Genomic DNA, 12,243 nt, shown 5'->3' on the forward strand with positions numbered 1-12,243 from the left:
AGTATGAGGCCAGGGCGCGTTCCAGTCCAAGGGGGGTATGCCGGGGGGCGGGCATGAAGCCGGGGGTTGGACAAAGCGGCGCAGGCGCGCTTCCCTGTTCGGCAAGATGCGAGGGGTGGGGACGCGCATGGCGGCATCGCTGGAAGGGTTGTTCCGTGCGCGGTCCGTGGCGCTGGTGGGCGCGACCGACCGCTCCATCTGGTCCAGCGCGGCACATGCCAATTTCGCCCGTCTCGGCTTCACCGGTCGCATCCATGTGGTGAACCGCAAGGGCGGCACCGTGCATGGCCTGACGGCCGCAACGAGTTGCGCGGCGATTGGCGAGCCGGTGGACGCGGCGCTGGTGATGGTGCCGGAAGCCGCCATCCCGGACGCCTTCGCCGACCTGCGCGCCGCCGGCATCCGCAACGCGGTGATGCTGACTTCGGGCTTCGCCGAGGTGGGGGCCGAGGGCGCGGCGCGGCAGGCAGCGCTTCTGGCCGAGGCGCGGGCGCAGGGGGTGACGCTGCTAGGGCCCAATTGCCTCGGCTTCATCAACTATGCCGATCAGGTACCAATCTGGACGACGCAGCCGCCGCTGCCGGTGCTGCGGGGCGGCAGCATCGGCGTGGTCTCGCAGAGCGGGGCGACGGCGGGCTTCATCGCCGCCTTCGCGCACCGGCAGGGGATGGGGCTGAGCTACCAGATCTCCACCGGGAACGAGGCGGATGTGAATGTCGCCCGGGTGGTGGATTTCCTGGTGGATGACCCGGCGACGCGGGTGATCGGCCTTTTCCTCGAAACGGTGCATGAGGCCGGGACGCTGGCCGCGGCGGCGCGGCGGGCGCTGGCGGCGGGCAAGCCGATCGTTGCCATCAAGATCGGCGCCAGCGAGACCGCGGCGCGGGCGGCGGCGGCGCATACCGGGTCGCTGGTGGGCGACGACCGGGTCTTCGAGGCGGCCTGCCGGCAGCTCGGCATGATCCGCGTGCCCTCGATCGAGGCGCTGGTCTTCACTGCCGGGCTGATGGCGCAGCGAGGACCGGTCCGCAGGCGCGGGGTGGGACTGGTCTCCATCTCGGGCGGGGTATGCGAGATGGCTGCCGACCGGGCGGAGGAGGCGGGGGTCGCCGTGCCCGCCCTGGCGGCGGAGACGGTGGCGGCGCTGCGGGCGGTGCTGCCGGCCTTCGGCACGCCGAACAACCCGCTCGACGTGACCGGTGGGGCGATGCTCGACCCGGCGCTGTTCGAGCGTAGCCTGGCGCCGCTCGGGCGCGACCCCTCGCTCGGCCTGCTCGCCTGCTTCATGGACCTGCCGGACACGGCGGAGGAGGTGGCGAGCTATCGCGGCAGCATCATCCGTGCGATCGGCGCCGGCTTCCGCGCCGCCGGCCTGCCGGCGGTGATGCTGAGCGTGCTGCCGCGGCCGGTAACGGAGGCGGGGCGGGCGCTGCTGGCTGAGACGGGCATCACCTATCTCGGCAGCGGCGTGCCGGAGGGGCTGGCGGCCATTGGCCGGGCCTTCGACTGGGCGGCGCGGCAGGAACGGGGGCTGCGCGAGGCGGCGATGCCGGATGTGGTGGCAGCGGCACGGCCGGAGGGCGAGCAGGCGACGCTCGCCTGGCTGGCAGGGCGCGGGGTACGGGTGGTACCGCAGCGCTTGGCCGGCGATGCGGCGGCAGCAGCCGAAGCGGCGCGGGCCCTGGGCGGGCCGGTGGTGCTCAAGATCGCCTCGCCGGACATCGCGCACAAGAGCGATGTCGGCGGGGTGGCGCTCGGCCTCGAGGGGGATGCGGCGGTGGCGGAGGCGGCGAGCCGCATCCTCGCCAACGCGCGGGCGGCGCGGCCGGAGGCGCGGATCGAGGGCGTTGCCGTGGCGCCGATGCGGCGGGGCGGGGTGGAGCTCTTCGTCGGCGTTCTGCGCGATCCGCTCTGGGGGCCGGCCATCGCGGTCGGGCTCGGCGGCGTCTGGGTGGAGTTGCTGCGCGACACCAGCCTGCGGCTGCTGCCGGTGACGCCGGAGGAGGTGCTGGAGATGTTCGCCGAGCTGCGCGGGGCGCGGCTGCTGGAGGGCTATCGCGGCAGCCCGGGGGTGGACCGGCGGGCGGCGGCGGAGGCCATCGCCCGGATCGGCGATGCGGCCCTGGCCCTCGGCCCGGAGCTGGCGGCGCTGGAGGTGAACCCGCTGCTCGCGGGGCCGGATGGTGCCGAGGCGCTGGATGCGCTGGCGGTGTGGGAGGCATGAGCATGGACGAGACGCGCATCCCTGTCCTGATCGGTGCCGGGGAAGTGGTGGACCGCCCCGCCGAGCCGCGCCTAGCGCTGGAGCCGGCGGCACTGATGGCGGAGGCGCTGCGGCGTGCGGCCGAGGATGCCGGTGCGCCCGGCCTGCTCGCCGCGCTCGACAGCCTCGACATCGTCAACAGCGTCTCCTGGCCCTATGGCGACCTGCCGGCGGCGCTGGCGGCGCGGCTCGGCGGGGCGCCGCGGCGGATGGTCTACGGGCCGGTGGGCGGCGAAAGCCCGGTGCGCTTCCTGCACGAGGCGGCGCTGCGCATCGCGCGCGGCGAGAGCGAGGTCTCGGCCGTGGTCGGCGGCGAGGCGACGCATGCGGTGGCGCAGGCGCGGAAGGCTGGGGTGGAACTGCCCTGGACCGAGCCGGACCCCAATTGGCGGCGGACGCGGGGGCGGGACTTCCTGCACCCTTTGGCGGTGCGGCTCGGCGTGGCCGACCCCGTCACGGTCTATCCCTTCTACGAGAATGCGGTGGAGGCGCATCTCGGCCAGAGCCCGGCCGAGGGGCAGGCGGAATCGGCGGCGTTGTGGTCGGCCTTCTCCGGCGTCGCGGCGCGCAACCCGGCGGCCTGGCTGAAGCGGGAGTACGATGCCGCCGAGATCGGCACGGCAAGCCCGGCGAACCGGCCGATCGCCTATCCCTATACCAAGCTCCAGGTCGCCAACCCGATGGTGAACCAGGGGGCGGCGCTGCTGCTGACCAGCCTGGCGCACGCCCGGGCGGCCGGCGTGCCGGCGGAGCGGATGGCCTTCCTCCAGGGCGGGGCGGCGGCGGTGGAGCCACGCGACTACCTGAACCGCGACCACTATCACGAGGCGCATGCGCAGAATGCCGTGCTCGATGCCTGCGCGCGCATCGCGGGCGAGGGCTTCGGCATCTGCGAGCTCTACTCCTGCTTCCCCTGCGTGCCGAAGATGGCGGCGCGCCGGCTCGGCCTGCCGCCGGGCGCGGTGCCGACGACGACGGGTGGGCTCACCTTCTTCGGGGCCCCGCTCAACAACTACATGACGCATGCCGCGGCGGCGATGCTGCGGGCCCTGCGCATATCGGGCGGCCAGCCGGCGCTGCTCTACGGGCAGGGGGAATTCGTCACCAAGCACCATGCGGTGGTGCTGTCGCGCCGACCGGCGCCAGGCGGGCTGGACGAGGACTACAGCGTGCAGGCGGAGGCCGATGGACGGCGGGGACCGGTGCCGGAATTCGCCGAGGCGGCGGAAGGCGCGGCGCGCATCGAGACCTTCACCGTGCTGCATGACCGCGAGGGCGCGCCGGAGCAGGGCGTCGTCATCCTCAGGCTGGAGGATGGCAGGCGCGGGCTGGCGCGGGTGCCGGCCGGCGACGGGGCCGCCATCGCCCTGCTGCTGCGGCGGGAGCGGACGCCGGTCGGCACGCCGGGCCGTGCGGTGCTGGCGGCGGACGGCGTGACGGAATGGCGGCTCGCCTGAATTCGAACCCAGACAGGAGGAGACAGCATGTCGAGGAAGCTTGAGGGGAAGGTCGCGCTCGTCACCGGGTCCGGCCGTGGGATAGGCCGGCAGATCGCGCTGAAGCTCGCCGGCGAGGGCGCCCGCGTCGTCGTCAACGACCTGGACGACGGGCCGGGCGGCGAGACCGTCGCCGAGATCGAGGCGGCCGGCGGCACGGCCATCGCCTGCAACGGCGACGTGACGAAGGACGGCTTCGCCGAGCGCTTCGTGCAGGCGGGGATCGACGGCTTCGGCGGGCTCGACATCATCGTCAACAATGCCGGCTACACCTGGGACAACGTCATCCAGAAGATGTCGGACGAGCAGTGGATGGCGATCCTCAACGTCCATCTGACGGCACCCTTCCGCATCATGCGCGCCGCCTCCCGCTTCATCCGCGAGGCGGCGCGGCAGGAGGCCTCCGAGGGGCGGGAGGTGTTCCGCAAGGTGGTCAACGTCAGCTCCACCTCCGGCGTCTACGGCAATGCGGGGCAGGCGAACTACTCCACCGCCAAGGCCGGCATCATGGGGCTGACCAAGGCGATGGCGAAGGAGTGGGGGCGGTACAAGGTGAACGTCAACGCCGTCGCCTTCGGCCTCATCATGACGCGGCTGACCGAGGCGCCGGCGCATGGCGGGGCGACCATCGACATCGCGGGGCGGGAGATCGCGGTCGGCGTTCGGCCGGAGGTGCTGAAGAATGCCGAGACGATGATCCCGCTCGGCCGCGGCGGCCGGCCGGAGGAGGCGGCAGGCTCGGTCTACCTGCTCTGCATCCCCGAATCGGATTACATCAGCGGGCAGATCCTGGAGGTGACGGGCGGACGCCCCTAGCGAATCACACGCGGGGTTGCAGCCATGGCCGGGCTGCAACCCCTTTCGGCCTGGGGCATCGCGGAGGAAGCGCCAACCACGGGCAGGACCCGCGGCGGATGCGAACCTCCCGCCTGACGACCCGGATCCCCATCGCCATAATTCTCGGCATCGGCGCGGGACTTATGCCGAGAATTCCGGCCCCGGGACGGCAAGTCGATCTCCGGCGACATCCCCCTCGTGACCGATGTCTTGCGGCGGCCGATCAAGACGATCATCGCGCCGCAGGGCGTCTCGACGTGCGTCGTCAGCGTCGCGCATCGGGCAACACCGAAGGCGGTCGGGCGGATCGAGGCGAAGACCATGACCTGTTTCATCGGCGCCCCCGGGCCTGGCAGCCTCCTCGCTCTCGCTCGAGGATGCCGTGGCCCATCCGGTGCCGCGTTCGGTTTTCGAAGCGATGGCGCAGGATGAGATCCTGCAGATCGCCGTCCTCTCGCTCTTCTGTGGCGTGGCCTGCGCGGCACTTGGCGAGCGGGCCGGGACGGCGGTCGCCTGGACCAAGGAGTTGTCACAGGTGATCCCGAAGGTCGCCGGCTGCAGCATGAGCTTCGCACCGCTTGCCGTCTTCGCCTCCATGGCGGCGATCATCACGGCGCGGGGCCTTCGCATCCCGTAGTGTGCGCTGACGGCGGCCGGCTTCGTCTTGTTCGGCCGGCACGTCTCCGAGCCGAGCAGCCTGGCGCGGGAACCTTGCTTCTCGCTTTCAGCATGGCAAGCAGCCAGTTGGCCCATGCGGAGATGCTGGAGCAGCTCATCAGCGTCCCGGTCAGCCGGCAGCACGTCAGCTTCGTGCTGCCGAGAGGCTGTTGCTTCAGCCCCGACGGCCCGACGATGCGCTGCATCTTTGCGACCTTCGTCGTCGCCCAGGTCCGCAACACCGATCTCTCGGCCGGGCCGCAGGCGACGATGCTGCTGCCAGCAGGGCGGGGAGCCCGTGGCGGGGGAGACGGAGGGGCGACCTCGTGCCTGAGCCGCAGCGGCCTGAACGTAAATCGGGCGGAAGCGATGCCGCTTCCGCCCGTCACCTGGTCTCAAAGGCTGCCCTGAAAAGGCCGGGCACCCAGGGGTGCCGGCATCGGGGCGGCGCCGCCTGGCGCTGCCCCGATCGGGTTCCTCAAATGAACCAGTGGCCCGTGGCTTCGAAGTTCGCCGTCGCCTGGGCGGCCAGCGCGTGCCAGTCGACCGGCTGATCGTGCGACGGGGCCGGGGCAGGGGCCGGGCTGTGCGAGGCGTCGCCGGAGGGCATCTCCCACTTACCGGTGGCGTTGAAATTCGCCAGGACCTGCGCCGCGATGGTGTTCCAGTCCACGGCACCGCCGGAAGAGGTGCCGCCACCGTTGCTGCTGCCGCCGCTGCCAGTGCTCGGGGCCGGCGCAGGGGCGGCCTCCGGTGTCGGGGCAGGCGCGGGGGCCGGCGCCGGGGCGCTGCTGCCGAGCGGCTTGAAGTCGATGTGCGAGACGGTGATCGAGGTGTCCGGGTTGTTGTTCAGGACGCCGATCGTGTTGTTCATCCCGCCATGGTCGAAGTCCTTCGGGATGTGGGAGGTGATGCTGCCCATATCCTTGCCGTCGACCTTGAAGGTCATCTTCCCCGGTTCCCAGATCAGCTGGTAGTCGTGGAAAACGCCGCCCTTCACGCCCTCGAACATCTCGGTCTTGAAGGCGTCCTTGCCGTTGTCATTCCAGTGGACGGTGCCGTACTGGCGGCCGGAGTGGTCGTGCGCATTCTCGACGAGGTCGATTTCCTGGCCGGGCCACTGGTCATTGCCGGGCCACAGCAGGATGGCCGGGCCGGGCTCGTGCCCTTCGATCTTGGCGGTGACCGTATAGGTCCCGTAACCGTGGCCCGCGGCCTTGCCGCTTGCCCATTGCATCAGGCCCGAGGAGCCGGAAAGTGTCACTTCTCCGTTGCGCGGGGCCGGCACGTTCCAGGCGTTGCCGAGTGAGCCGAAACCGTTGTCAAAGCTCACGCTGAGCGGGTTGTTAGCCATTGAGAGAGGTCCCCAATATCCATTGCCGATGCCGCACGACGCACCTTGCAGCGCAGGATGCGCGGCACAGGGTCAGTACGGCGTCTGGGCTGCAGCAGCCCCCGGATGCCTCACGGCACCCGTGTCAACGGCCGGGCTTGTTGCCCCGGCCTTCACCCGAAACCCGGCACGGAAAAGAGCCGAATTCCGAACGAATGTGGTCGATTAAGATACAATCCAACATCAGGCCGCGCTCATGCCCCGACGGCCAATATTGCCGTGGTGCGGGAAGTGGATGCCGGTGCATCGCGCAAGGCGATGCTTCCGAACCCCTGCCCCGCTGGCGTGAGACGCGCAGTCAACCAAGAAACTGTTCCCCTGTGGTTGCAGCCAAAGGCGCACACGCTTGTCAGTACCGCGTGAGCGCGGCCTGGGTACGCAAGTAATTGTATACGTTCAAGTGTTGTTTTTCGTTTTAAGTGCTGATGCGGAACGTCACCCAGCGTAACATGGCGTGATCCTTTGCGGCGCGGCGGCCAAAGAAACGAACGCAGTTGCGCATTTTGGCGTTGTCCGGGCATTCAACAGGCCCTGTCTCCAGGGCCCGCCGAGGGGCACCCCAATGCCGGAACCGTCGCAGAATTTCAGCCTGACCCTCCATGTGAACGGCACCGAGCACCGCGTGGCGGTGGATGCGCGCACTACGCTGCTCGATGCACTGCGCGACCGGTTGCACCTCACCGGCACGAAGAAAGGCTGCGCTCTTGGCCAGTGCGGCGCCTGCACCGTGCTGCTCGATGGCAGGCGCGTCGTCTCCTGCCTGATGCTGGCGGTGATGGCGGAGGGCCGACAGGTGACGACGATCGAGGGGCTGGCGCAGGGCGATGACCTGCATCCGGTGCAGGCGGCCTTCGTCGAGCATGATGCCTTCCAGTGCGGCTACTGCACGCCGGGGCAGATCATGTCGGCGGTTGGGGCGATCCGCGAAGGGCGTGCAGGCTCCGACGACGAGATCCGTGAGCAGATGAGCGGCAATCTCTGCCGCTGCGGCGCCTATACCAACATCGTCGCCGCCGTGCGCGACGCCGCCTCTCGGGAGGGCTGAGCCATGCACCCCTTCACCTATGCCCCCGTCGCCGATGCCGCCGGCGCTGCCGCCCGGGCGCTTGCCGGGGCGCAGTTCATCGCCGGCGGGACGGACATGCTCCAACTCCTGCAGGAGAATTTGGTGCAGCCGCAGGAGTTGGCCGACCTCAACGGGCTCGGCCTCGCCGGGATTACTGAAGAGCAGGACGGTGCGCTCCGCCTCGGCGCGCTGACCAGGCTGCAGAAGGCTGCAGACGATCCGCTGCTGCGCGAGCGCTGTGCCGTGGCGGCGGAGGCGTTGGCGGCCTCGGCTTCGCCCATGGTGCGGCACATGGCGACCCTCGGCGGCAACCTGCTGCAACGGACCCGCTGCCTCTATTTCCGCGACGTCTCGACGCCTTGCAACAAGCGCCAGCCGGGCAGCGGCTGCTCGGCGCTGGAGGGGGAGAACCGGCACAATGCCATCCTCGGCGGCAGCGAGCATTGCATCGCGGTACAGCCTTCCGACCTCCCCGTGGCGCTGGTCGCTCTCGATGCGGAGGTGCTGATCCAAGGCGCCGGGGGGGCGGAGCGCTGGGTGCCGGTGGAGGGGTTCCATCGCCTGCCGGGCGACACGCCGGAGATCGAGACGGTGATGCAGCCCGGTGACATCATCCTCGCCATCCGCATCCCGGCGCATGCGACGCGCTGGCGCTCGCATTATGTGAAGGCGCGGGACAGGGCGAGCTTCGCCTGGGCGCTCTGCTCGGCGGCCGTGGCGCTGCGGCTGGACGAGGAGGGGCGCGTAGCCGAGCTGCGCGTCGCGGCGGGCGGCGTCGCTACCAAGCCCTGGCGGCTGATGCGGGTGGAGCAGGAGTTGCTGGGCCACCGCCTCGACCGGGACCGGGTGCGGCTGGCGGCGGTCTGGGCCTCGGAGGGAGCGGTGACGCGACCGGGCAATGCCTACAAGGCGCCGCTGCTGCAACACACCGTCGAACGCGCGATCCTCGAGCTTGGGGGCCTGGCATGAACGCGATCATCGGCCAGCCGGTCAGCCGGGTGGATGGCCCGGCCAAGGTCACCGGCCACGCGACCTATGCGGCGGAATTCAGCCTGCCCGACCTCGCCTATGCAGCGATGGTGCTGGCCACCATCCCGCGTGGCCATGTGCGCAGCATCGACCGTGCGGCGGCGGAGGCGGCGCCGGGCGTGCTCGCCGTCATGACGCATGAGGATGCGCCGCGGCTGCCCTACAAGCAGATCGCCCAACGGCCGCAGGTGGATGCGCAGTCCGGCGAGCAGCTGCATGTGCTGCAGGATGACCAGGTGCGGTTCAACGGCGAGCCGGTAGCGGTCGTCGTCGCCGAGACGCTGGAGCAGGCGGTGCATGCGGCGGAGCTGGTACGGGTGGAGTATGCGCGCAGCCCGGCAGTGACGATCTTCGACGCCAAGCAGGGGCGGCCGCCGGGCGAGGGCAATGCAAAGGCCGGGCGGGTGCCGGAGCTTGGGCGCGGCGATGTCGAGGGCGCGATGGCGGAGGCGCCGGTGCGCGTCGAGGCTCGCTACGTGCATCCGCGGGAGCATCACAATGCGATCGAGCCGCATGTGACCATCGCGCATTGGGAGGGGGAGAGCCTCACTCTCTACGACAAGACGCAATGGGTGGACAATGACCGCAAGGAGATCGCGCATGTCTTCGGCATGGAGGAGGAGCGCATCCGTGTCGTCTCCCCCTTCGTCGGCGGCGCCTTCGGCTCGGCGCTCAGGACCTGGCCGCATGTGACGCTGGCGGTGATGGCGGCGAAGCGGGTCGGGCGGCCGGTACGGCTGGAGCTGACGCGGCGGCAGCTCTACATGGCGGTCGGCTTCCGGCCGCATTCGGAGCAGCATCTGCGGCTCGGCGCCGACAAGGATGGCAGGCTTGTCGCGCTCGAGCATGACGTCGTCCAGCAGGTCGGGCGTTATGAGGAATATGCCGAGACGGCGCTCTCGCCGACCAGCCACCTGTACCAGTGCGACAACCTCCGGGCGCGCTACCGGCTGGTGGAGATGGACACCAACTCGCCCTGCCCGATGCGGGCGCCAGGCGTGGTGACGGGTGTGCTCGGCCTCGAGATGGCAATGGACGAACTGGCGGTGGACCTGGGGATGGACCCGCTGGAGCTGCGGCTGCGCAACTATGCGGAGCAGGATCAGCAGAAGGGGCTGCCCTGGTCGAGCAAGGAGCTGCGGGCCTGCTACGAGACGGCGGCGGAGCGCTTCGGCTGGGCGCGGCGCAAGCCCGAGCCGCGCTCGATGCGCGAGGGCGGCACGCTCATCGGCTATGGCATGGCGACGGCGATCTATCATTCCGACCGCAGCGGTGGCTCGGCCTCCGTTGCGTTGACGGGGAACGGGATGGCCGTGGTGCGCAGTGCCTCCTCCGACATGGGGCCGGGCACCTATACCTCGATGACGCAGGTGGCGGCGGAGACGCTCGGCCTGCCGGTCGATCATGTACGCTTCGAGCTGGGCGATACCAACCTGCCCTATGCGCCGGTGCATGGCGGCTCCATCACCATGGCAAGCCTCGGCAACGCGGTCGTCGCGGCCTGCCAGGCGGTGCAGACGAAGCTGGCCGGGCTGGCGCAGGCGGCGCAGCAGGGGCCCTTCGCCGGGCTGGCGGAGAATGCGGTGGTGGCGCGCGATGGCGGGCTCGGCCGGGCCGACGGCAGCGGGCCGGTGGTGCCCTATGCGGAGCTGTTGCGGCAGCATAACCTCGGCTGGGTCGAGGCCGAGGGCAGCGCGCAGCCGGGGGAGGAGACAAAGAAGTACTCCTCCGCGGCCTTCGGCGCGATCTTCGTCGAGGTGCGGGTGGATGAGGCGCTCGGCACGGTGCGGGTGCCGCGCATGGTCGGCGCCTATGACGTGGGCCGGGTCATCAACCCGAAGACGGCGCGCAGCCAGTGCATTGGCGGCATGGTCGGCGGGCTCGGCATGGCGCTGGAGGAGCGGGCGGAATGGGATGCCCGCTTCGGCAAGGTGATGAATGCCAACCTCGCCGAGTACCTGGTGCCGGTGAATGCCGATGTGGCAGAGCTGGAGGCGATCTTCGTCCCCAATGACGACCGCAACTTCAACCCGCTCGGGGTGAAGGGGCTGGCTGAGGTGGCGATCTGCGGTGTGGCTCCGGCGATCGCCAACGCGGTCTGGCACGCGACGGGGCGGCGGATCCGCGAGTTGCCGATCACGCCGGAGCGGCTGCTGGGGTAGGAGGAGCCATGCGCGGCCGGCATGGGGCCGAGCGCGCTGCACGCCCTATTTGCTGCGTGACGGTTTCGACAGGATTGGAGTTGGTATGTCCGCGACGGGTTTGGCCGCGCCAGTGGGGTTACGGCAGGTCGCCATCAATGTCCCGGCGGCGCTGACCGCCGGGGCGCTGTTGCTGCTCGGCGGCGGCATCATTGCCCAAGCGATCAGTCCGCGGCAGGCAGAGCTGTTCCTGCTCGGTGCGGCGCTGGGGCTGGTGCTCTATCACGCGGCCTTCGGCTTCACTTCAGCTTGGCGGGTGTTCATCGCCGACCGGCGCGGGGCGGGGCTGCGGGCGCAGATGGTGATGCTGGCCATCGCGGTGCTGCTGTTCTTTCCGGTGCTGGCGGCGGGGACGCTGTTCGGCGAGCCGGTGCGGGGGCTGGTCTCGCCGGTCGGCGTCTCGGTGATCTTCGGCGCCTTCCTCTTCGGCATCGGCATGCAGATGGGCGGGGGTTGCGCCTCGGGTACCCTCTATACTGTGGGTGGCGGCTCGGTACGGATGCTGCTGACGCTCGCCGCCTTCATCGCCGGCTCGGCGCTGGGGGCAGCACATCTGCATTGGTGGTCGGCGCTGCCGCATCTGGAGCCGGTCTCGCTGGTGCAGTCCTGGGGGGTGGTGCCGGCGCTCATTGCCAACCTCACCGTCTTCGCCGGCATCGCCTGGCTGACGGTGGTGCTGGAGCGGCGGCGGCATGGGCGGCTGGTGACGCCGCCGGATGCGCCGCGGCAGGGCCTCGCCCGACTGCTGCGCGGTCCCTGGCCGTTGGTCGCCGGGGCGGTGGCGCTGGCGGTGCTGAATTTTGTCACGCTGGCGCTGTCGGGGCGGCCCTGGGGCATCACCTCGGCCTTCGCCCTCTGGGGGTCGAAGGCGGCGGCGCTGATCGGGTTCGATCCGGGGAGCTGGCCCTATTGGCAGGCGCCCGGGCCGCGGGCGGCGCTGGAGGGGAACGTGCTCACCGATGTCACCTCGGTGATGGATTTCGGCATCATCCTCGGCGCGCTGCTGGCCTCGGCGCTGGCGGGGCGGTTCTCCCCGGGCTGGCGGGTGCCTTGGCGCTCGGCGCTGGCCGCCGTCGTGGGCGGGGTGATGTTGGGTTATGGGGCGCGGCTGGCCTATGGCTGCAATATCGGCGCCTATTTCTCCGGGATCGCCTCGGGCAGCCTGCATGGTTGGGTCTGGATGGTGGCGGCCTTCTTCGGCAACTGGCTGGGGACGGGGATCCGGCCGCTCTTCGGGCTGGAGGTGGAGCGGCTGCCGCGGCAGACCGGGTGCTGATTTAACTCGCAGCTTTCGTTTTGCG

At 70.5% G+C, this 12,243-nt stretch carries 11 protein-coding genes; 9 read left to right on the forward strand and 2 right to left on the reverse strand.

All coding sequences use genetic code 11. The features are described from left to right. Positions 1 to 127 precede the first annotated feature (127 nt). Genes JMJ56_RS10165 through JMJ56_RS10175 form a run of 3 tightly spaced genes read left to right on the forward strand, consistent with a single transcriptional unit; the run spans position 128 to position 4,575 of the window. On the forward strand, positions 128 to 2,224 hold the full coding sequence (locus JMJ56_RS10165) for an acetate--CoA ligase family protein (RefSeq protein ID WP_202831520.1): 2,097 nt from the start codon (positions 128 to 130) through the stop codon (positions 2,222 to 2,224). Positions 2,225 to 2,226: 2 nt separating this feature from the next. Further along, positions 2,227 to 3,720: an acetyl-CoA acetyltransferase gene (locus tag JMJ56_RS10170; RefSeq protein ID WP_202831521.1), complete on the forward strand. Its 1,494-nt coding sequence runs from the start codon at positions 2,227 to 2,229 to the stop codon at positions 3,718 to 3,720. A 27-nt stretch (positions 3,721 to 3,747) separates the two neighbouring features. Then, positions 3,748 to 4,575 (forward strand): SDR family NAD(P)-dependent oxidoreductase, encoded by an 828-nt coding sequence (locus tag JMJ56_RS10175; protein WP_202831522.1) that lies wholly within the window; start codon positions 3,748 to 3,750, stop codon positions 4,573 to 4,575. Here the strand turns inward: JMJ56_RS10175 and JMJ56_RS10180 are convergent. After that, positions 4,572 to 4,931 carry a hypothetical protein gene (locus JMJ56_RS10180; protein ID WP_202831523.1) on the reverse strand — a complete coding sequence of 120 codons (360 nt, stop codon included), beginning with the start codon at positions 4,929 to 4,931 and terminating at the stop codon, positions 4,572 to 4,574. The genes JMJ56_RS10175 and JMJ56_RS10180 overlap by 4 nt on opposite strands. A gap of 14 nt (positions 4,932 to 4,945) precedes the next feature. Between JMJ56_RS10180 and JMJ56_RS10185 the strand changes: the two genes are divergently transcribed. Both JMJ56_RS10185 and JMJ56_RS10190 read left to right on the forward strand, forming a co-directional pair. Beyond that, the gene (locus JMJ56_RS10185; RefSeq protein ID WP_268884994.1) at positions 4,946 to 5,233 is read left to right on the forward strand and encodes a cation:dicarboxylate symporter family transporter; all 288 of its coding nucleotides are present in this window, start codon (positions 4,946 to 4,948) and stop codon (positions 5,231 to 5,233) included. Between the two features lie 122 nt (positions 5,234 to 5,355). Beyond that, positions 5,356 to 5,664, forward strand: a complete 309-nt coding sequence (locus JMJ56_RS10190; RefSeq protein ID WP_202831525.1) for a hypothetical protein — start codon at positions 5,356 to 5,358, stop codon at positions 5,662 to 5,664. Between the two features lie 67 nt (positions 5,665 to 5,731). On the opposite strand, the gene JMJ56_RS34815 is transcribed toward JMJ56_RS10190, so the two are convergent. Continuing rightward, positions 5,732 to 6,607, reverse strand: a complete 876-nt coding sequence (locus JMJ56_RS34815) for a family 16 glycosylhydrolase (protein ID WP_202831526.1) — start codon at positions 6,605 to 6,607, stop codon at positions 5,732 to 5,734. A 601-nt stretch (positions 6,608 to 7,208) separates the two neighbouring features. Here JMJ56_RS34815 and JMJ56_RS10200 point away from each other — a divergent pair. From JMJ56_RS10200 to JMJ56_RS10215, 4 genes are all read left to right on the forward strand, one after another. Beyond that, complete coding sequence (locus tag JMJ56_RS10200; protein ID WP_202831527.1) at positions 7,209 to 7,691, forward strand: (2Fe-2S)-binding protein; 483 nt, start codon at positions 7,209 to 7,211, stop codon at positions 7,689 to 7,691. A gap of 3 nt (positions 7,692 to 7,694) precedes the next feature. Next, the gene (locus JMJ56_RS10205; RefSeq protein WP_202831528.1) at positions 7,695 to 8,681 is read left to right on the forward strand and encodes an FAD binding domain-containing protein; all 987 of its coding nucleotides are present in this window, start codon (positions 7,695 to 7,697) and stop codon (positions 8,679 to 8,681) included. Beyond that, positions 8,678 to 10,903 carry a xanthine dehydrogenase family protein molybdopterin-binding subunit gene (locus tag JMJ56_RS10210; protein WP_202831529.1) on the forward strand — a complete coding sequence of 742 codons (2,226 nt, stop codon included), beginning with the start codon at positions 8,678 to 8,680 and terminating at the stop codon, positions 10,901 to 10,903. Before JMJ56_RS10205 ends, JMJ56_RS10210 begins: the two co-directional genes overlap by 4 nt. A gap of 85 nt (positions 10,904 to 10,988) precedes the next feature. Further along, complete coding sequence (locus JMJ56_RS10215) at positions 10,989 to 12,218, forward strand: YeeE/YedE family protein (protein WP_202831530.1); 1,230 nt, start codon at positions 10,989 to 10,991, stop codon at positions 12,216 to 12,218. Positions 12,219 to 12,243 lie beyond the last annotated feature (25 nt).

It is taken from the genome of Belnapia arida (assembly GCF_016773205.1).
Classification (GTDB): domain Bacteria; phylum Pseudomonadota; class Alphaproteobacteria; order Acetobacterales; family Acetobacteraceae; genus Belnapia; species Belnapia arida.

What these genes read in the sequence shown, in the direction of transcription:
- JMJ56_RS10180 (WP_202831523.1), bottom strand. Translation starts at nt 4,931, where the DNA reads ATGAAACAGGTCATGGTCTTCGCCTCGATCCGCCCGACCGCCTTCGGT.
- JMJ56_RS10210 (WP_202831529.1), top strand. Translation starts at nt 8,678, where the DNA reads ATGAACGCGATCATCGGCCAGCCGGTCAGCCGGGTGGATGGCCCGGCC.
- JMJ56_RS34815 (WP_202831526.1), bottom strand. Translation starts at nt 6,607, where the DNA reads ATGGCTAACAACCCGCTCAGCGTGAGCTTTGACAACGGTTTCGGCTCA.
- JMJ56_RS10165 (WP_202831520.1), top strand. Translation starts at nt 128, where the DNA reads ATGGCGGCATCGCTGGAAGGGTTGTTCCGTGCGCGGTCCGTGGCGCTG.
- JMJ56_RS10205 (WP_202831528.1), top strand. Translation starts at nt 7,695, where the DNA reads ATGCACCCCTTCACCTATGCCCCCGTCGCCGATGCCGCCGGCGCTGCC.
- JMJ56_RS10175 (WP_202831522.1), top strand. Translation starts at nt 3,748, where the DNA reads ATGTCGAGGAAGCTTGAGGGGAAGGTCGCGCTCGTCACCGGGTCCGGC.
- JMJ56_RS10170 (WP_202831521.1), top strand. Translation starts at nt 2,227, where the DNA reads ATGGACGAGACGCGCATCCCTGTCCTGATCGGTGCCGGGGAAGTGGTG.
- JMJ56_RS10190 (WP_202831525.1), top strand. Translation starts at nt 5,356, where the DNA reads ATGCTGGAGCAGCTCATCAGCGTCCCGGTCAGCCGGCAGCACGTCAGC.
- JMJ56_RS10200 (WP_202831527.1), top strand. Translation starts at nt 7,209, where the DNA reads ATGCCGGAACCGTCGCAGAATTTCAGCCTGACCCTCCATGTGAACGGC.
- JMJ56_RS10215 (WP_202831530.1), top strand. Translation starts at nt 10,989, where the DNA reads ATGTCCGCGACGGGTTTGGCCGCGCCAGTGGGGTTACGGCAGGTCGCC.